The organism is Streptomyces sp. NPDC055287, from assembly GCF_053646035.1.
In genome coordinates, this window is the sequence record NZ_JBSHNE010000008.1 from 198,188 (window position 1) to 215,567 (window position 17,380).

The 17,380-nt window shown below is 70.7% G+C and carries 18 protein-coding genes and 1 pseudogene; 9 read left to right on the forward strand and 10 right to left on the reverse strand.

The window, feature by feature from the left end; translation table 11 throughout:
• Position 1 precedes the first annotated feature (1 nt).
• On the reverse strand, positions 2-2,005 hold the full coding sequence (locus ACWIHY_RS15760) for a sensor histidine kinase (protein ID WP_454376215.1): 2,004 nt from the start codon (positions 2,003-2,005) through the stop codon (positions 2-4).
• A 120-nt stretch (positions 2,006-2,125) separates the two neighbouring features.
• Between ACWIHY_RS15760 and ACWIHY_RS15765 the strand changes: the two genes are divergently transcribed.
• Both ACWIHY_RS15765 and ACWIHY_RS15770 read left to right on the forward strand, forming a co-directional pair.
• On the forward strand, positions 2,126-2,842 hold the full coding sequence (locus tag ACWIHY_RS15765) for a hypothetical protein (RefSeq protein WP_454376216.1): 717 nt from the start codon (positions 2,126-2,128) through the stop codon (positions 2,840-2,842).
• Positions 2,843-3,048: 206 nt separating this feature from the next.
• The gene (locus ACWIHY_RS15770; protein WP_454376217.1) at positions 3,049-4,605 is read left to right on the forward strand and encodes an ABC transporter substrate-binding protein; all 1,557 of its coding nucleotides are present in this window, start codon (positions 3,049-3,051) and stop codon (positions 4,603-4,605) included.
• Between the two features lie 53 nt (positions 4,606-4,658).
• Here the strand turns inward: ACWIHY_RS15770 and ACWIHY_RS15775 are convergent, their stop codons facing one another.
• Genes ACWIHY_RS15775 through ACWIHY_RS15785 form a run of 3 tightly spaced genes read right to left on the reverse strand, consistent with a single transcriptional unit; the run spans position 4,659 to position 6,222 of the window.
• A complete protein-coding gene (locus ACWIHY_RS15775; RefSeq protein ID WP_454376218.1) occupies positions 4,659-5,363 on the reverse strand; it encodes a TetR family transcriptional regulator in 705 nt (234 codons plus the stop codon).
• Positions 5,364-5,374: 11 nt separating this feature from the next.
• Entirely contained in the window at positions 5,375-5,809 is a 435-nt protein-coding gene (locus tag ACWIHY_RS15780) for a thiol-disulfide oxidoreductase DCC family protein (RefSeq protein WP_454376219.1), read from the reverse strand.
• Positions 5,810-5,814: 5 nt separating this feature from the next.
• Complete coding sequence (locus ACWIHY_RS15785) at positions 5,815-6,222, reverse strand: hypothetical protein (RefSeq protein ID WP_454376220.1); 408 nt, start codon at positions 6,220-6,222, stop codon at positions 5,815-5,817.
• Between the two features lie 144 nt (positions 6,223-6,366).
• Here ACWIHY_RS15785 and ACWIHY_RS15790 point away from each other — a divergent pair, with 144 nt between their 5' ends.
• From ACWIHY_RS15790 to ACWIHY_RS15800, 3 genes are all read left to right on the forward strand, one after another.
• Positions 6,367-6,855 carry a MarR family winged helix-turn-helix transcriptional regulator gene (locus tag ACWIHY_RS15790; RefSeq protein WP_454376221.1) on the forward strand — a complete coding sequence of 163 codons (489 nt, stop codon included), beginning with the start codon at positions 6,367-6,369 and terminating at the stop codon, positions 6,853-6,855.
• Between the two features lie 75 nt (positions 6,856-6,930).
• Positions 6,931-8,418: an MFS transporter gene (locus tag ACWIHY_RS15795; protein WP_454376222.1), complete on the forward strand. Its 1,488-nt coding sequence runs from the start codon at positions 6,931-6,933 to the stop codon at positions 8,416-8,418.
• A gap of 40 nt (positions 8,419-8,458) precedes the next feature.
• Positions 8,459-8,917 carry a pyridoxamine 5'-phosphate oxidase family protein gene (locus ACWIHY_RS15800; protein ID WP_454376223.1) on the forward strand — a complete coding sequence of 153 codons (459 nt, stop codon included), beginning with the start codon at positions 8,459-8,461 and terminating at the stop codon, positions 8,915-8,917.
• Positions 8,918-8,960: 43 nt separating this feature from the next.
• On the opposite strand, the gene ACWIHY_RS15805 is transcribed toward ACWIHY_RS15800, so the two are convergent.
• The 6 genes from ACWIHY_RS15805 to ACWIHY_RS15830 form a co-directional block, all read right to left on the reverse strand.
• Entirely contained in the window at positions 8,961-9,464 is a 504-nt protein-coding gene (locus ACWIHY_RS15805) for a hypothetical protein (protein ID WP_454376224.1), read from the reverse strand.
• 169 nt (positions 9,465-9,633) lie between these two features.
• Positions 9,634-10,401: a succinate dehydrogenase iron-sulfur subunit gene (locus ACWIHY_RS15810; RefSeq protein WP_454376225.1), complete on the reverse strand. Its 768-nt coding sequence runs from the start codon at positions 10,399-10,401 to the stop codon at positions 9,634-9,636.
• Positions 10,401-12,155 carry a succinate dehydrogenase flavoprotein subunit gene (gene sdhA / locus ACWIHY_RS15815; RefSeq protein WP_454376226.1) on the reverse strand — a complete coding sequence of 585 codons (1,755 nt, stop codon included), beginning with the start codon at positions 12,153-12,155 and terminating at the stop codon, positions 10,401-10,403. Before sdhA ends, ACWIHY_RS15810 begins: the two co-directional genes overlap by 1 nt.
• Before the next feature lie 24 nt (positions 12,156-12,179).
• The gene (locus tag ACWIHY_RS15820) at positions 12,180-12,653 is read right to left on the reverse strand and encodes a succinate dehydrogenase hydrophobic membrane anchor subunit (protein WP_454376227.1); all 474 of its coding nucleotides are present in this window, start codon (positions 12,651-12,653) and stop codon (positions 12,180-12,182) included.
• Positions 12,654-12,660: 7 nt separating this feature from the next.
• A complete protein-coding gene (gene sdhC / locus ACWIHY_RS15825; protein ID WP_454376228.1) occupies positions 12,661-13,041 on the reverse strand; it encodes a succinate dehydrogenase, cytochrome b556 subunit in 381 nt (126 codons plus the stop codon).
• A gap of 148 nt (positions 13,042-13,189) precedes the next feature.
• Positions 13,190-13,807 carry a 2-oxo-4-hydroxy-4-carboxy-5-ureidoimidazoline decarboxylase gene (locus tag ACWIHY_RS15830; protein ID WP_454376304.1) on the reverse strand — a complete coding sequence of 206 codons (618 nt, stop codon included), beginning with the start codon at positions 13,805-13,807 and terminating at the stop codon, positions 13,190-13,192.
• Positions 13,808-13,987: 180 nt separating this feature from the next.
• Between ACWIHY_RS15830 and ACWIHY_RS15835 the strand changes: the two genes are divergently transcribed.
• The 4 genes and pseudogenes from ACWIHY_RS15835 to ACWIHY_RS15850 all read left to right on the forward strand — a co-directional run bounded on the left by ACWIHY_RS15835 (position 13,988) and on the right by ACWIHY_RS15850 (position 17,296).
• Complete coding sequence (locus ACWIHY_RS15835) at positions 13,988-15,619, forward strand: beta-N-acetylhexosaminidase (RefSeq protein WP_454376305.1); 1,632 nt, start codon at positions 13,988-13,990, stop codon at positions 15,617-15,619.
• Positions 15,620-15,678: 59 nt separating this feature from the next.
• Positions 15,679-16,070: pseudogene (locus ACWIHY_RS15840) on the forward strand (DUF4328 domain-containing protein).
• 34 nt (positions 16,071-16,104) lie between these two features.
• Complete coding sequence (locus tag ACWIHY_RS15845; protein WP_454376229.1) at positions 16,105-16,611, forward strand: hypothetical protein; 507 nt, start codon at positions 16,105-16,107, stop codon at positions 16,609-16,611.
• 97 nt (positions 16,612-16,708) lie between these two features.
• Positions 16,709-17,296 (forward strand): hypothetical protein, encoded by a 588-nt coding sequence (locus ACWIHY_RS15850; RefSeq protein ID WP_454376230.1) that lies wholly within the window; start codon positions 16,709-16,711, stop codon positions 17,294-17,296.
• Positions 17,297-17,380: the final 84 nt, after the last annotated feature.

Consider the following 17,380-nt stretch of genomic DNA (forward strand, 5'->3'; position numbering starts at 1 on the left):
GTCACGCCACCGTCCCTGTAGGCATCCGTACCGATACGATCGTCCCGCCGCCCGGCGCCGCCGACAGCGTGAGACGGCCGCCGACCTCCGCCGCACGTTCGCTCATGCTGCGCAGCCCGACGCCCGCGCGGTACCGGGGCGGGATGCCACAGCCGTTGTCCCGCACCGCGAGCAGCAGTGCGCCGTCCTCCACCCGGGCGGTCAGCGCCAGGCGGCCGGCCGCGCTGTGTCTGAGCGCGTTGCCGACGGCCTCCGCCGCGATCGCGTACGCGGCCACCTCGACGGCGGCCGGCAGCTCGCCGCATCCGGGGCCCACCGTGCACCGGCACACCGGGACGTCGTATCCCGAGACCAGTTCGCGCAGGGCCCCGGGCAGGCCGAGCTGGTCCAGGACGGCCGGGCGAAGGCCGTTCACCACCCCCCGCAGGTCGCCCACCGTGGCCCGCATCCGGTCCCGTACGACTCTGATGGCTTCGGCCAGTTCGGGGTCCGCCGCGCGCCGGGCGAGCGCGTCGAGCTGGTGCGCTGTCCCGGCCAGCGACGGGCCCACCCCGTCGTGCAGATCGGCCCGCAGCCGCCGGCGCTCCTCCTCCCTGACGGCGACGATGCGCGCCCGGCTGCGGGCCACGTCCTCGACGAGACCCGCCGCGTACGCGAGGGTCGCCGCCCGCGCCGCGACCTCCTCCGCGGCCGCCCGCTCCTGCGCCGTCCACGGTTCGCCCGCCCGCCGCCGCCCCAGGTGCAGTTCCCCGACCTCGCGGCCGAGCGCCAGGCACGGCACGGTCCGCCAGCCGGCGCCCGGCACGGCGGTGCCCGACACGGCGTACACCGCGGGGCCGTCGAACGCCGCGTACGGCAGCCGAAGAGCCCGCCGGACGCCGTCGACCAGGCGCTGCATCGCCTCCACCGGTTCGGCGGCGGGCGCGATGTGGCGCCCGACGCGGGACACGACGGCGTACGGGTCGTGGCGGTGCCCGAACAGCAGCCGGTCCACGGCCTGCTGGACCGCGCCGCGCCCGCCCGCCGCGAGCAGCGCGGCCACCGCGACCGCCGCCGTGCCGGCCGCCGACCCGGGAGCGAGCGCTCCCGCCCCCGCGACGACGGCCGAGTAGACCGTTAGGACCAGGCCGCTGAGCAGGCTGAAGACGATGGCGCGTCCCAGCACCACCTCGACGTCGAAGAGCCGGTGGCGCAGCATCGCCACCGCGACCCCTCCGGGCGGACCGAGCAGTCCGGCCGTCATCAGCGCGTCGCCGGGCCAGTCCGCGTTCATGCTGTCGGTGATCGCCATGCCGACGAAGCAGACGGTCATCAGGAGCCCGCCGAGCATCAGCCACTGGAGCCGCGCGCGTTCCACACCGCGCGCCGAACGGGTCCGCAGGACGAGGAAGACGGCTGCCACGACCGTGCCGCCGACCATGCAGGCGATCGCACTGCTGTACGTGACGGCCTTCCACCAGTCCCAGCCCTCCACCCCCAGCGGGTTGTTCACGCCGGGCACGGGGTCGGTCGCCCCGGGGCGCAGCATGGTGGCGACGGTGCCCGCGGTGGCGACGGCGACGACCGTACCCGCGAAGATCCTGCGCGGTCGCGTACGGAGCCGGCCGTCGGGGAAGAGCAGCGGCACGAGCGGAGTGGCGAACCAGTACCCGGCGAAGCCCCAGCAGCCGATCCAGGCGCCGAACGGGGCGCCGGGCAGCGGATGCCGGGCAACGAACTCGGAGTACCCCGCATAGAACGACAGCAGGAAGTACGGGCCCATCAGCGCGGGCGCCATCATCGCCCACACCAGCGGACTGCGTGGCCGGCTGCGCGCAACGACGGCCCCCAGCAGCGGCCACACCGACCCGAGCACGAGGTCGCTCCAGTACATCGGCGACAGCTCGACGCGCCGGCCCAGCCAGAAGTACGCGGGCACCGTCGCCGCGCAGGCGGCCGTGCCCACCGCCGCCATGGCGTACGCGGTGCGGCGCAGCGCCCGGTCCCGCCGGTCCCCCCGGTCCATGGACTTCATGGTGACGTACGGAATTCCCGGGCGACAGGGACCGGGGTCCCTGTCGCCCGGGACCTCGTCACCCCGATATTCGTCACGCAAACAGCAGTACGACCAGGGGAGTTGGGGATCATGACCGCACTGAATCCGGCATCGGAGGCATCGCGGGACGAGGGGATGGGGGGCTCGGGCGACGGGAACGGCGCGGGGCGCGCCAGGTGGCCGCTGTACGGCGTCGCGGCGGGCCTCCTCGGGGGCTGCGCCACGCTGGTCGCCGACGTGCGGGCAGGTGGCGTCACCGAGCGGGACCTGATCGACGCGAAGACCGTCGAGGAGGTCTCCGGGGGGTACGCCCACCTGGGTCTGGTGACCGGTTTCGTCACCGTGGCCCTGCTGTTGGTACTGGCCGCGGCCTGGCGGCGGCACGTCGAGCCGCGGGTGCCCGGGAGCACCGCCGCCCACGTGGTGAGCGGAGGGCTGCTGGCTTCGGCGGCGGGTCTGACGTACGGCTACGGCTGGAAGGGCGCGCTCGCCATCTACCTGCCGATGGGCATGGACAAGAACTCCTTCGGCGAGGACGGGCTCTTCTTCTACTTCATGCTCAACGACTTCGGCGGCTACATCGGCTGGCTCGGCGTGGTCGTCGCGGCGGGCGCCGTCGCCTGGATGGCACTGCGCGAGCGCACGGTCTCGCGGTGGATCGGGGTGTTCAGCCTGCTGCCGGTGCTCGCGGTGGTGCTCTTCGCGGGGCTGACCGGACTGCCCGGCTTCCAGGGGCTGATGGGGCCGCTGTGGCTCGTGGTCGCGTTCGCGGGACTCGGCTTCGGGCGGAGCGCCGTCGTCCGCTGACGGCGGCACGGGGAGCGGGAGAGGGCGGCCGGCGCCGTGCGGGACAAGGCGCCGGTCGCCCGCCGTCTCATGCCTCGAAAGGATGACCGAGCCATTCAACTAGGCCTTCCGCAGGTGTAGTTACTGTGATTGGCTGGGTCGGATCTCCGGGGGGAAGTGCGGATTTTCCGCATGCCGGCAGGTGAGGCGATGAGGAGAGCGCGGCGATGCGGTCGGCCCGGCTACGGATTCTTGCGACCTGTACGGTCCTGCTCGCCGCCGGGTTCGGTGGCTGGCAGCTGCTCTCTCCCGGCGACGGGAGCAACGCCCCGATCAAGGTCGGTACGACGGACGACGTCACCGGACTCGATCCCGCGGGGGCGTACGACGCCGGATCGTGGGCGCTCTACAGCAACGTGTACCAGTCGCTGATGACCTTCAAGCCGGGCTCCGCCACGCCGGTTCCCGACGCCGCGAGCCGCTGCGGCTTCGTCGGCGACGAGCTCCGTACCTACGAGTGCGAGTTACGCGAGGACCTGACCTTCTCCAACGGCCGCCCGATCACCGCAGAGGACGTCAAGTACTCCTTCGACCGGGTCATGAACATCAGGTCCGAGGTCGGGCCCAAGTCCCTCTTCGGGTCGCTGAAGTCCGTCAGGGGCGAAGGTCTGACGGTCACCTTCGAACTCTCCACCCCCGACGCCACCTTCCCGTACAAGGTCGCCACGGGCGCGGCCGTCATCGTCGACCGCGACAGGTACCCCGCGCGGAGGCTGCGGGAGGGCGACGCGGTGGACGGCTCGGGACCGTACGTGCTCAAGGCGTACGAGAAGGGCGTCAGCGCCCGCCTCGAACCGAACCCGGACTACCGGGGAGCCGTCGAACGGGTCGGCAACGCGATCAGCATCCGGTACTTCAAGGAGTCCGAGGAGCTCGACAAGGCGTGGAAGGCGAAGAAGGTCGACGTCACCCACCGCCAGATGCCGCCCTCGATGGTGGCCCGGCTCGCGCCGGGCGACCCGGATGTGCGGATCAACGAGACGGGCAGCTCGGAGATCCGCAACCTCGTCTTCAACGTCCGCAAGGGGTCGCCGCCGGCCGAGCGCGCCGTGCGGCAGGCCGCCGCCGCGCTGATCGACCGCTCTGCCCTCGCCTCTTCCATCTACTACGGCACGGTCGAGCCGCTGTACTCGCTGATCCCGCAGGGCTTCACCGGGCACAGCACGCCCTTCTTCGACCGGGACTCCGCCCCTGACGCGGCGCGGGCCAGGCAGTTGCTGCTGAACGCCGGCGTGCAGACCCCGGTCAGGATCAGGCTGGGGTACGCGCTGGGCGGTGCGGCCAGGCAGGAAGCGGCCGAGCTGAAGCGGCAGCTCGAAGCCGACGGCCTGTTCGAGGTGCGGGTCGTGGAGAAGGCCGAGTGGGAGGACTTCCAGGCCGACTACACGGCGGGCGAGTTCGACGCGTACACCGTCGGCTGGGTCATGGACTTCCCCGACCCCGACAACTTCAGCCAGCCGCTCGTCGGCAGCGGGAACAGCCTCAGCAACGGTTACGCGAACCGCGAGATCGACAAGCTGATCCTGGACACGCAGCGGGTGAGCGAGCGCGGCCGTACGGCGGACGACTTCAGGAAGCTCCAGCTGATCGTGGCGCGGGACGTGCCGCTGGTGCCGCTGTGGCAGAAGAAGGACTACGTGCTGAGCGGCAAGGACATCTCCGGCGGGCAGTACTTGTCGGACGGCACGGGCGTGTGGCGCCTGTGGGCCCTGGACCGGCTGTAGGAGCAGGTGCAAGGGGGGCGGGGCAGGGTGGGGAGGCCCGGCGGCGGGCGGACTCAGCCCGTCTTGCGGCCCGCCGCCGCCTCGGCCATCCCCGGCAGGAAGTCCGTGAACAGCTCGTGCACTTCGCGTACGAGCGGACGCAGCACCCGGAAGCGGGCGAGCGCGACCCCGCGCGTGGTCAGGCGTGCACCGCGTTCGGCGAGGCGCCGGCTGCGCTCCCGGTCCTCGGAGCGGTCGAAGACCCAGTACAGGACGAGTCCCATCTGGGACAGCCACATCAACTCGGGGAGCACGTCCCGCAGTTCCTCGGGGACCTTGGCCTTGGAGCCGGCCAGGACCTCCCGGTGGACGGCGATGGCAGCCTCACGGGCATGCTCCGACTCCGGCGAGAAGGGGCTCAGCGGGCTCTCGGGATCCGCCGCGTTCTTGAAGAACTGGGCCGCGAACTCGTGATACGGCGCGGCGATGTCCAGCCAGGCCTTCAGTACCCCGGCCAGGCGCGTCTCCAGGTCGGTCTCCCGGTCCAGTACGGGACGGACCGCCGCCTGGTGCTCGGCGGCGATCCGGTCGTAGAAGCCCTGGACGAGGTGTTCCTTGGAGCCGAAGTAGTAGTACGCGTTCCCTACCGAGACCCCCGCTTCCTTGGCGATGGCCCGCATGGTCGTCTTGTCGTAACCACGGTCCTGGAAGAGCTGGAGGGCGGTTTCGAGGATGAGCGTGCGGGTCTGCTCGCTCTTGGGGGCCTTGTCTTCTTTCACGGTGACCGAGCCTAACCGGGTGCGGAGCACCGGTCGTCGCAGGGCGCCGCGACCGCCGGCCCGCCCGCCGCTGCGGTGCCCGCCCCGGCCCCCGTCGCCTCGCGGTACTTGGCCGCCGCGAGCATCGTCATGCGTACGAAGGGGGCACCCGCCGGGGTGGCGAGCCAGTGGGCTTTGGGCCGGTACTCGGCCAGGGCCCAGAGGCAGACCACCCAGGCGGCGGGGCCGGCGTAGATCTGGCCCTTGTCGCCGATGACGGTGATCTCCCGCAGGGTCAGGTCGTGGTCCAGGCGCGGAAACCTGCGCCGCGCCTCGTCGGACCCCGCCGGGACCAGGTCCAGCGGTACGAGCTGCCGCTGGCGCATCAGCCAGCTCCGCAGGTGGACGCAGAGGGAGCACTGGGCGTCGTACAGGACCGTCAGTCTGCTGACCGGGATGACGCGCATCGCGGTCACACTCCGGTGGGAGCGGCGGTCCAGCCCTGCGGCGGGACCGGCGGGAGCTGCTCGCGCTCCATGAGGGAGCGCCGGCGGATCTTGTTGAGGACCCAGACGTTGCCGAGGTGCATGATCCCGAGGACCAGCAGGACGACGCCGAGCTTCACCGAGAGCGCCTCGAAGAGCCCGCGGGCGTTCTCGACGGCGTCCGCCGCCTTGAGGTAGAGGGCCACGAAGCCGAGGTTGACGAGGTAGAAGCCGACCACCAGGAGGCGGTTGACCGCGTCGGCGAGCTTCTCGTCCCCTTGCAGGACGCTCGCGATGAAGATGCGTCCGTTGCTGCTCAGGGTGCGCGCCACCCAGATGGTGAGCGCGACGCTGATCAGCAGGTAGACGGCGTAGGCGACAACAGTGAGGTCCATACCCCACCCCTTCTTGAACGTGTTCAAAAGGCTGGCAGGAATGAATCTAGGCCTCTTTTTGAACATGTTCAAGTCAGCTGGCGCCGCTTCCTTGAAGATCTCTTCCGGATAATCCGCCACGGATCGAATTGCTACGCTGGCGGCATGACCGCCATGACGCCCGCCCGCACCGAACCGGACCTGTCCTTCCTCCTCGATCACACCAGCCACGTCCTGCGCACCCAGATGTCCGCCGCCCTGGCCGAGATCGGACTGACCGCACGAATGCACTGCGTCCTCGTCCACGCGCTGGAGGGGGAGCGCACGCAGATCCAGCTCGCCGAGATCGGCGACATGGACAAGACCACGATGGTGGTGACGGTGGACGCCCTGGAGAAGGCCGGTCTCGCTGAGCGCCGCCCCTCCAGTACGGACCGGCGGGCCCGGATCATCGCCGTCACCGAGGAGGGCGCGCAGGTCGCCGGGCAGAGTCAGAAGATCGTCGACCGCGTGCACCGGGAAGCCTTGGCCGCGCTTCCCGAGGGGGATCGGACGGTGTTGCTGCGCGCCCTGAAGTTCCTGGTCGGTGACGGTTTGTCGGTCCCCGCCGAGAACCCGCGCCCCGCCCGCCGCGCACGCCAGCCCCAGAAGTAGGCCCGAGAAAGATAGTCTGCAACAAAACTATCTGCTACGGTCTCTCCTGTCGTCCTCGCTGACAGGAGAGACCGCATGTCTGCCGCATCCGCCCCATCTTCCACATCTCCCGCCGACCAGCGCTCACGCCGGCTCGCCCTCGGGGTCATCGCCACCGGGATGCTGATGATCATCCTCGACGGCTCCATCGTGACCGTGGCGATGCCCGCCATCCAGAGCGACCTGGACTTCACCCCCGCCGGCCTCAGCTGGGTGGTCAACGCCTACCTGATCGCCTTCGGCAGCCTGCTCCTGCTCGCGGGACGGCTCGGTGACCTCATCGGCCGCAAGCGCGTGTTCCTGGCCGGCACCGCGGTCTTCACGGCCGCCTCGCTGCTGGCCGGCGTGGCCACGTCCCCCGCCGTGCTGATCGCCGCGCGCTTCCTCCAGGGGATCGGCAGCGCGATGGCTTCCGCGGTCAGCCTGGGCATCCTCGTGACGCTGTTCACCAAGCCCAGGGAGCGCGCCAGGGCGATCGCCGTCTTCAGCTTCACCGGTGCGGCGGGTGCCTCCATCGGGCAGGTGCTCGGCGGTGTACTCACCGACGCTCTCAACTGGCACTGGATCTTCTTCATCAACCTGCCGATCGGCCTTGCCGTCCTCGCGCTCGCCGTCCCCGTCCTGCCCGCCGACCGCGGCCTGGGCCTGCGGGCCGGAGCGGACGTCATCGGCGCGGTCCTGGTCACCGCCGGACTGATGCTCGGCATCTACACCGTCGTCAAGGTCGAGGAGTACGGCTGGACCTCGGCCCGCACCCTCGGCTTCGGCGCCCTCGCCGCCGTACTGCTCGCCGCGTTCCTGGTCCGTCAGGCCACCGCGAGGAACCCCCTCATGCCACTGCGGATCTTCCGCTCGCGCAGCGTCTCCGGCGCCAACCTGGTCCAGATCCTGATGGTCGCCGCGCTCTTCTCCTTCCAGATCCTCGTTGCCCTCTATCTCCAGAAGGTGCTCGGTTACGGCGCCGCGGAGACCGGTCTCGCGATGCTCCCGGCGGCAGCGGTCATCGGCGCCGTCTCGCTGGGCGTGTCCGCCCGCCTCAACGCACGCTTCGGCGAGCGCAACGTCCTGCTGGCGGGCCTCGTCCTCCTGATCGGCGTACTGGGACTCCTCACCCGCGTCCCCGTGCACGCCGACTACGCCGTGGACCTGCTCCCCGTGATGCTGCTCGCGGCCGGCTTCGGACTGGCCCTCCCGGCGCTGACCACGCTCGGCATGTCCGACGCGAGCGGTGAGGACGCGGGCCTCGCCTCCGGTCTGTTCAACACCACCCAGCAGATCGGCATGGCCTTGGGCGTCGCGGTCCTCTCCACCCTGGCGGCCTCCCGCACCGAAACCCTCGCGGCGGACGGCCACACCCGGGCCGAGGCGCTGACCGGCGGCTACCACCTCGCCTTCGCCGTCGGCGCCGGGCTCCTGGTCGCCGCCCTCGCCGTCGCCCTCACGATGCTGCGCCGCCCGGAGCGGCAGCCCGCCGGGCAGCCGGAGACCACCACGCCGGCCGCCGTGCACACCACGGCCGCCTGACAGCCCCCAACCCACCGCAACCAGCGGAAGGCTGATCCCCATGAGCACGAACGCCACCACCCCGAACGACACCGCCACCACCCCGAACGACGGCCCCACCCCCCGCGTACTGACGGACGCCGAACTCTCCCGGCTGCTGGGGCAGCAGCAGTTCGGGGTGCTCGCGAGCGTCAGAGGCACCGGTCATCCCCACCTGTCGACCGTGCTCTACGACTGGAACCCCGAGGAGCGCGTCCTGCGGATCTCCTCCACCGCCGACCGCCTCAAGGTGCGCCAACTGCGCCGCGACCCGCACACCTCGCTGCACGTCGGCGGCCCGGACGTCTGGTCGTTCGCCGTAGCCGAGGGCGAGGCGGAGATCGTCGACCCGGCTGCCGTGGCGGCCCCGGCCGACGGAAGGGCCACCGTCAATCAGCCGGCGCCCGACCGGCGCGTGGTCATACGGATCCAGGTGTCCCGCCTGTACGGAACGGCCCTGGACGTCCCCGCCGGGGAATGAGGTCAGTGCGTACGGCGAGCGGCCCGTGGGCGCCGTAAGAGCCTCAGGCGCTCAGAGAGCGGGCGTAGTTGATCTGGCCCATGACCAGGGGGAAGGTGTGCGGGCCGAGGGCCGGCACCACCGTGGAGTGGTGCCGGCCGCCGCTGGTCACCGTGACCTGGATGTAGCCGGTCGTCACCTTCTCCTTCATCAGGAGGAAGAGCAGACCGAGAAAGCAGAAGACGAAGAAGACGACGGCCAGCACGACCGCGGCCGTCGGCATCCTCTCCTCCGTCCGGGACATGTCGGCGACCGTCCACACCGCGCCCTTGAGCGGCATCGTGCCGGACGGCGTGACGATGGAGTCGCCCATGACGGTGATGTCACCGATCGACATGAGCGGCGCGCCCGCGGCCCCCGCGTACGGCCCGGAGTACGGCATGGGGTGCTGCGGGTAGCCGTAGCCCGGCGCGGTACTGGGATATCCGTAGCCGGGGACCGGGCCCCACTGATAGTTCCCGTTGGGGTCGCCGTCCGCCGCGTACGGATTCGGATTCTGATCGCTCATGGTTTCCGGTGCTCCCGTCGGCCCGCCTGCGATGCCCCCGATCCTGGCACAACGGGGCGGCCGGGCGAGGCCGGTGCGGGGCGCGTCCCCCGGCCGGCGGGTACGGCGAAGGCCCCGCCCCCGGGGAGAACCGGGGTGCGGGGCCTTCGCTCAGGTACAGCCGGAAGGACTAGAAGCGGCGCGTGATCAGCGCGCGCTTCACTTCCTGGATGGCCTTCGTGACCTCGATACCGCGCGGGCACGCGTCCGTGCAGTTGAACGTCGTGCGGCAACGCCACACGCCGTCCTTGTCGTTCAGGATCTCCAGGCGCTGCTCGCCGCCCTCGTCGCGCGAGTCGAAGATGAAGCGGTGCGCGTTGACGATCGCCGCCGGGCCGAAGTACTGGCCGTCGTTCCAGAAGACCGGGCACGAGGACGTGCACGCGGCGCACAGGATGCACTTGGTGGTGTCGTCGAAGCGCTCGCGGTCCTCGGCGGACTGCAGACGCTCACGCGTCGGCTCGTTGCCCTTCGTGATGAGGAAGGGCATGACATCGCGGTAGGCCTGGAAGAACGGGTCCATGTCGACCACGAGGTCCTTGAGGACCGTGAGGCCCTTTATGGCCTCGATCGTGATCGGCTTCTCCGGGTTGATGTCCTTGATCAGCGTCTTGCAGGCGAGCCTGTTCTTGCCGTTGATCCGCATCGCGTCGGAGCCGCAGATGCCGTGCGCGCACGAGCGACGGAACGTCAGCGTGCCGTCGGTCTCCCACTTGATCTTGTGGAGACCGTCGAGCACACGCTCCTTCGGGTCGATCTCGATCGGGAAGTCCTGCCACTCCGCCTCGGCCGAGACCTCGGGGTTGAAGCGGCGGATCCGGAAGGTGACCGTGATGTACGGGGAGGGCGCGGACGCGGGCTTCGCGTCCTCGACCTTGTCCAGGGTCGGAGTAGCCATCAGTACTTACGCTCCATCGGCTGGTAGCGGGTCTGGACGACCGGCTTGTAGTCGAGGCGGATCGACTCGGTGCCGTCGTCGCCGACCTCGCGGTACGCCATGGTGTGGCGCATGAAGTTGACGTCGTCGCGGTTCGGGAAGTCCTCGCGGTAGTGACCGCCGCGGGACTCCTTGCGCGCCAGGGCGGACACGGCCATGACCTCGGCCAGGTCGAGCAGGTTGCCCAGCTCGATGGCCTCCAGCAGGTCGGTGTTGAACCGCTTGCCCTTGTCCTGGATCGAGACGTTGAGGTAACGCTCGCGCAGCTCGCCGATCTTCGCGACCGCCGTCTTGATCGTCTGCTCGGTACGGAACACCATCACGTTGGCGTCCATCGTCTCCTGCAGCTCCCGGCGGATGTCGTGGACCCGCTCGGTGCCGGTGTTGCTGCGCAGGCGCTCGACCTGCGCGACGACGAGCGACGCCGGGTCCTCGGGGAGCTCGACGTAATCGTGCCCGGCCGAGTACTCGGCGGCGGCGATGCCGGCGCGCTTGCCGAAGACGTTGATGTCGAGCAGCGAGTTGGTGCCCAGGCGGTTCGCGCCGTGCACCGAGACGCAGGCGACCTCACCGGCGGCGTACAGACCCGGAACGACCGTGGTGTTGTCCGCGAGGACCTCACCCTTGACGTTCGTGGGGATGCCGCCCATGGCGTAGTGCGCGGTCGGCTGGATCGGGATCGGGTCCGTGTACGGCTCGATGCCCAGGTACGTACGCGCGAACTCGGTGATGTCCGGGAGCTTGGCGTCGAGCTGCTCCGGCGGCAGGTGCGTGAGGTCGAGGAAGACGTGGTCGCCCTCGGGGCCGCAGCCGCGACCCTCACGGATCTCCGTGTAGATGGAGCGCGAGACGACGTCACGGGACGCGAGGTCCTTCATGACCGGCGCGTACTTCTCCATGAAGCGCTCGCCGTCCTTGTTGCGGAGGATGCCGCCCTCACCACGGGCGCCCTCCGTCAGCAGGATGCCCATGCGCCAGATGCCCGTCGGGTGGAACTGGAAGAACTCCATGTCCTCCAGCGGCAGACCACGGCGGTACGCCGCCGCCTGGCCGTCACCGGTCAGGGTGTGCGCGTTCGACGTCACCTTGAAGAACTTGCCGGTGCCGCCGGAGGCGAAGATGACGGCCTTCGCCTGGAAGACGTGGATCTCGCCCGTCGCCAGCTCGTAGGCGACGACGCCCGCGGACTTGCGGACCCCGTCGACCTCCTGCATCAGCAGGTCGAGGACGTAGAACTCGTTGAAGAACTCCACACCCTCCTTGACGCAGTTCTGGTACAGCGTCTGGAGGATCATGTGGCCGGTGCGGTCCGAGGCGTAGCAGGACCGGCGGACCGGGGCCTCACCGTGGTTGCGGGAGTGACCGCCGAAGCGGCGCTGGTCGATCGTGCCGTCCGGCGTGCGGTTGAACGGCAGGCCCATCTTCTCCAGGTCGAGAACGGAGTCGATGGCCTCCTTCGCCAGGATCTCGGCGGCGTCCTGGTCGACCAGGTAGTCGCCGCCCTTGATCGTGTCGAAGGTGTGCCACTCCCAGTTGTCCTCTTCCACGTTCGCCAGCGCGGCGGCCATGCCGCCCTGCGCGGCGCCCGTGTGGGACCGGGTGGGGTAGAGCTTCGTCAGCACGGCGGTGCGGCTGCGCTTCGTCGACTCGATGGCCGCGCGCATGCCCGCGCCACCGGCGCCGACGATGACGGTGTCGTACTTGTGAATCTTCATGGGTGGATTACCTCAGCCCCGGGCCTAGCGGATGTTCGGGTCGAAGGTGAAGATCACCAGCGTGCCCAGAAGGACGGTGAACACCGTGGCGGTGTACAGCAGGTTCTTCAGCCAGAAGCGGGTGGTGGGCCGCTCCGCGTAGTCGTTGATGACGGTACGCAGGCCGTTGGCGCCGTGCAGCATCGCCAGCCACAGCATGAGCAGGTCCCAGGTCTGCCAGAACGGCGAGGCCCAGCGGCCGGCCACGAAGGCGAAGCCGATCTTGGACACGCCGCCGTCCAGCACGAGCTGGATCAGCAGGTGGCCGAGGACGAGGACGACCAGCACGATGCCGGACAGCCGCATGAACAGCCAGCCGTACAGCTCGAAGTTCGTGCGGGTCGACTTGGGCGTCTTCTTGGTACGAGCGCGGGGGGCCTCGATCAGGGGAGCCGGGTTGTCCACGTCGTACAGGCTCGCGCCTTCGACGGGGCCGACTGCGGAAGTGGTCTCAGACATCTCTGCGTCAGCTCCCGAAGACTTCGCGTACGGCGTGGCCGAGCACGGGGTAGAGGGCGCCTGCCATCAGCACGATCCAGATGCCCATGACGGTCCAGAGCATCTGCTTCTGGTACCGGGGGCCCTTGGACCAGAAGTCCACGGCGATGACCCGCAGGCCGTTCAGCGCGTGGAAGAGGATGGCGGCGACAAGGCCGTACTCGAGCAGGGCGACGAGAGGGGTCTTGTAGGTGGCCACGACATCGTCGTACGCCTCGGGAGAGACGCGGACGAGAGCGGTGTCGAGGACATGCACGAACAGGAAGAAGAAAATGAGGACGCCGGTGACTCGATGAGCCACCCAGGACCACATACCTTCCCGGCCGCGGTACAGCGTTCCAGCCGGCACGGAAAAACCCTCCGGGAGCGGGGATAGGGGCCATGCCGGCTTCAGTGTCGGTCTGGCCCGGCCGGGTACGGTCCACCGGCCCCGGCCATCGTAGCGACGAGTTGTCGGTTCGCTCGCGCGGGGTCCACACGTGTGATCAAAGTGGCACTCAAACGGGCACGGACGGGCTATCGGGCCGGTCCGCACATCCGGTGTGGCCTGCGAGATCACCATTTGTCAGACAAGCGTCCGCTTTCCGAGGATCGGAAATGAGATGGGCGAGCCGTCCCCTCGCCAGCCTGCGCAGCTCGTCGGCGGCGACCGCCCGCTCCTCGTCCGGTTCGTTGCCCAGTCGTGACCGGATGCCCGCCAGCACCTGGTCGAGGCGCTCCTCCGGCCGGAAGCCGTCCAGGCAGATCACGAAGGCGTGGCCGAAGCTGCTCTCGTACGCCGCGTGCGCGGCGCGCAGCGCGGTGTGCGCGACGGCGGGGGCGCCCTCGCCCAGGGCCGCGGAGGACTCGCCGGTCAGCGCGTCGGAGATCTCGTCGTGGGACAGGTCGTACGCCGCCTCGTCGGCCGCGGCGAGCAGCGCACCCAGGTCGGGGTACGGGCGGTGGGCGGCGACGCGCCGTGCCCAGCGCAGGCTGGCGCAGCAGCCGAGCAGGGCGGCCTCGGTGGCGTCGGCGGGCGCGGTGTTGAAGCGGTCGAGACCGGCGGCGACGGCAGCGGTGGCGGGGTCGCGGCTCTGCGCGGGTACAGCCGTACGTCCCGGCGATTCGCTGGACAGCGGGAGCTCCTCGGGAGGGGGCCGACGGGAAGGATGAGGCGGATGGGACGCAACGCTATCGACGCTTCAGGACGGCTGTCCGACGGATGCGCGAACCTCACTCGAACGGGAGAGGTTGGCCACACATAATGGCTGATTGGTGGACGTTTGGGGGGTTGATTGGGCATCGTTCGCCCAATGATGTCGCAATTTCGGGTGCCGCTGGCCGTGGCCGCTGTGTCCCTGACCGTCCCGCTCATCGCCACCGTCGCGCAGTCTGCGCCGTCCGAGCCCTCGGCGGCACCGACGCCCCCGGCAGCGCAGCCGAAGCAGGCGGCGCCACCCGCACCGGCCGCCCCGCCGAAGCCGGCGGCGCCGTCCCCGAAGGCCGCGCCGGCCGTGAAGGCAGGACCGACCAAGGCGCCCAGCGCCGTCCCCTCGGTGCAGCAGTACGACGCCGCCACCGGCCCCGGCTGGAAGCCCGGGAGCTCCACGCGTGTCGTCGTGGCGCCGGACGACAGCGGCGCGCTCGGCGACGAGGGCAGGCTCCTGGCCCAGGAACTGAAGCGCGGATACGCGGGCGCCGGGTCCGGCCGCGCGGGTGACATCGAGCTGGCGCTGGTGCCGGGCGGCGCGCCCGAGTCGTACACCCTCTCGGTGCGTGACGGGCGGGTGCGGATCACCGGTGCCGACGAGGCCGGCGTGTTCTACGGGACCCGCACCGTCAAGCAGGCCCTGGCCGCCGACGGCCGCCTGTCCGAAGGCGTCGTACGCGACAAGCCTGCCAAGCCGCAGCGCGGAGTGATGCTCGACACCGCGCGCAAGCACTTCACCGCCGACTGGATCGAGGACACCGTCCGCGAGATGGGCGACCTCAAGCTCAACCAGCTCGGTCTGCACTTCTCCGACGACCAGGGCTTCCGGATCGAGTCCGCCAGCCACCCCGAGATCGTCTCCGAGCAGCACCTCACCAAGGCCGAGGTCCGCCGGATCGTGAAGCTCGCCGAGAGCCGCCACATCACGGTGATCCCGGAGATCGACTCGCCGGGCCACCTCGGCGCGGTCATGCGCGCGCACCCCGACCTCCAGCTGCGCGACGTGCGGGGCGTGGCCACGCCCGGCGCGGTGGACATCGCCAACCCGAAGTCGGCGCGGATCGTGGACGACCTGCTGAGCGAGTACGCCGATGTCTTCCCCGGCAAGTACGTGCACCTCGGCGGCGACGAGTACGCGGCCCTGCTCAAGCGGAACCCGGAGGTCTCGTACCCGGGTCTCGCCCGCGAGGCGGTCCGCAAGTACGGCCCGAACGCGAAGGTCCAGGACCTCGCCACCGGCTGGCTCAACGACCGCGCCGCGACCCTGCGCCCGCACGGCAAGAGCCTGAAGGCGTGGAACGACGGGCTGCACGCCGGCGGCGTCGTCAAGTCCGACCAGGACCGCGAGGTCGAGTACTGGACCGGCAAGGAGATCGGCGCGCGGCAGCCGCAGGAGTACCTGAGCGAGGGCCGCAAGGTGGTCAACGCCAACGACGAGTACCTCTACTACGTCCTCGGCGAGCCCAACACCTTCGTCTACCCGACGGGCCGTCGCATCTACGAGTCCTGGACCCCGCAGGTCCTGCGCGGCACCACCCCGGTTCCCGCGCGCTACGCGGACCAGATCCTCGGCGGCCGCCTGGCCATCTGGTGCGACCTGTCGAACGCGCAGACGCAGGAGCAGGTCGCGCACGGCATCCACCTGCCGATGCGCGCGCTGGCCCAGAAGACCTGGGACACGGACAAGCCCGCCCTCAGCTGGGACGGCTTCAAGGCGCTGGCTGAGCGCACGGGCTGACCTGCGGGAACGCCGACGCCTTCGCGCCGGACCTCCAGCGCAGGGGACGCGGCTGGGCGATCGGCTCCTGGTTCGTCCCGCGCGGCAACCTCTGGCTGCCGCGCGGGACAGCCGTGGACGTCTGGGCGGCCAGCAGGCAGGACCCCTACGGCCTGGGCGCGCGCGCAAGGAGGAGCCGCACACCGCCGTCACCGTGTGGTGGGCGATGTGGGTCGCGTCGGCGCTCTTCGGCAGGTTCGCCATCAGGCGCTACGCGGACGCCCAGGAGCCGGCCGCGATCCGCGACGCCCTCGACCACCTGATCGGCGCCGACCTGCTCGACATCGCGGCCGCCGTGCTCGCGATCCTCTTCGTGCGCGCCCTGACCCGCGTGCAGCACCTGAAGGCCACGGCCGGGCCCGCAGGTTCTGTGGACCCGGCCCCGGAGCGACCTGTCGTGGGCAGAATGTGACAGGAACTGTTGGGGGCCGTGGGGGGAGCGGGGCATGGGTTTCTGGGGTTACTTCGTGGTGGGACGCAGCGAACGGCCGCTCGCTGAGCTGGCCGCGCTCGCGGACGTACGGGAAGGGCTGACGCTCCACGAGACGCGGGGCGACGGCTGGCAGGTGTGGGCGCGGCCCAGTGAGCCGCAGGTCGGTGACATGGGAGCGCTGGCCCGGGGGGTGTGCGGGGAGACGGGGACGCCCGCGTTGTTCGCGTTCGTCATGGACAGCGCGTGCGTGGTGGTGGAGGCCGCGACCTCCGCCGAGGCGGCCGGGTCCTGGTTCGGCTGCCTCGGGCGCGAGGCGATGGCCGGGTACCTGAGCGCCGACGGACTGGTGCTGGAGGACCTGTTCCTCCCGCCCGGGAAAGCAGCCGCGAAAGCGGTGGAGTGGGCGGCCGCGACCGGGCGGACGGTGGCCCCGGGCGCACTGGCCGACGTACTGCGCGAAGAGGCCGATCCGACGGCCGAAGAGCTCTTCGCGCGCTTCCTGGACCGGCTCGGCCTGTGAGCGGCGTTGAGCGCACTGTGACGTAATCGCGGCTCGGTACGCAGTCGGAAGGAGAAGGTCCGCACCGAGCGGGCCCTGCAGTGCCGAGGGAGGCACCGTGACCCTGGTGGAACTGATCGACCGCGCCGACGAACGGACCCTGGCGGCGAGCGCGGTGGCCTGCCTGGACCGCTGCCTGCCCCTGCTGGAGTACGTAGAGGGCGCCGAGCGCATCGGCCTCGACACGGACGAGGCGCTCAGACCGCTGTGGGTCGCGGTGGAGGGCGGCGACGCCTGGCTCGGCCGGCTGCGCAGGGTCGCCGCCGTGGTGGAGCGCGTCGCGGGGGCGGCGCCCGGCGAGCTGGCCGGCTTCGCCATCAGGATGGCCGGCGCCGTCCCCGCCGCCTACGACCTGCCCGCGCTGCGCACCTGGGCCGAGGACTGCTCGGCCGCGGTGCTGGAAGTCCATCTGCGGCTCGACGGGGTGGCGCCGGGCGGCCACGAGGAGCGGGTGAAGGCGTTCCGCGACGGCGACACCGACGGCATCAGCCCGCTCACGTCCGGCGAACTGCGCCGCCAGTGCCAGCTCCTCGACATGCTCTCGGAAGACTCCGGTGGCGGCCTGAACCACGCCCTCCAGCTCTCGAACGAGGGCAAGCGCGTCCTGCGGGCCGCGGCTTCCCGCCGGGCGCGCATCAGCGGCTGATCCGCACGGCGTCGTGATCCGCACGGCGTCGTGGTCCGCGCGGCGACCGCACTGTGCCGGGGCCCCTCCCGGTCGGAGGGGTCC

Bases quoted from the DNA above. Each gene is read 5' to 3' on its own strand.
- ACWIHY_RS15810 (WP_454376225.1), bottom strand. From the start codon at position 10,401: ATGGCTACTCCGACCCTGGACAAGGTCGAGGACGCGAAGCCCGCGTCC.
- ACWIHY_RS15835 (WP_454376305.1), top strand. From the start codon at position 13,988: ATGTCGCAATTTCGGGTGCCGCTGGCCGTGGCCGCTGTGTCCCTGACC.
- ACWIHY_RS15790 (WP_454376221.1), top strand. From the start codon at position 6,367: ATGACCGCCATGACGCCCGCCCGCACCGAACCGGACCTGTCCTTCCTC.
- ACWIHY_RS15765 (WP_454376216.1), top strand. From the start codon at position 2,126: ATGACCGCACTGAATCCGGCATCGGAGGCATCGCGGGACGAGGGGATG.
- ACWIHY_RS15820 (WP_454376227.1), bottom strand. From the start codon at position 12,653: ATGTCTGAGACCACTTCCGCAGTCGGCCCCGTCGAAGGCGCGAGCCTG.
- ACWIHY_RS15795 (WP_454376222.1), top strand. From the start codon at position 6,931: ATGTCTGCCGCATCCGCCCCATCTTCCACATCTCCCGCCGACCAGCGC.
- sdhA (WP_454376226.1), bottom strand. From the start codon at position 12,155: ATGAAGATTCACAAGTACGACACCGTCATCGTCGGCGCCGGTGGCGCG.
- ACWIHY_RS15760 (WP_454376215.1), bottom strand. From the start codon at position 2,005: ATGGACCGGGGGGACCGGCGGGACCGGGCGCTGCGCCGCACCGCGTAC.
- ACWIHY_RS15780 (WP_454376219.1), bottom strand. From the start codon at position 5,809: ATGCGCGTCATCCCGGTCAGCAGACTGACGGTCCTGTACGACGCCCAG.
- ACWIHY_RS15785 (WP_454376220.1), bottom strand. From the start codon at position 6,222: ATGGACCTCACTGTTGTCGCCTACGCCGTCTACCTGCTGATCAGCGTC.
- ACWIHY_RS15800 (WP_454376223.1), top strand. From the start codon at position 8,459: ATGAGCACGAACGCCACCACCCCGAACGACACCGCCACCACCCCGAAC.
- ACWIHY_RS15805 (WP_454376224.1), bottom strand. From the start codon at position 9,464: ATGAGCGATCAGAATCCGAATCCGTACGCGGCGGACGGCGACCCCAAC.
- ACWIHY_RS15770 (WP_454376217.1), top strand. From the start codon at position 3,049: ATGCGGTCGGCCCGGCTACGGATTCTTGCGACCTGTACGGTCCTGCTC.
- ACWIHY_RS15845 (WP_454376229.1), top strand. From the start codon at position 16,105: ATGGGTTTCTGGGGTTACTTCGTGGTGGGACGCAGCGAACGGCCGCTC.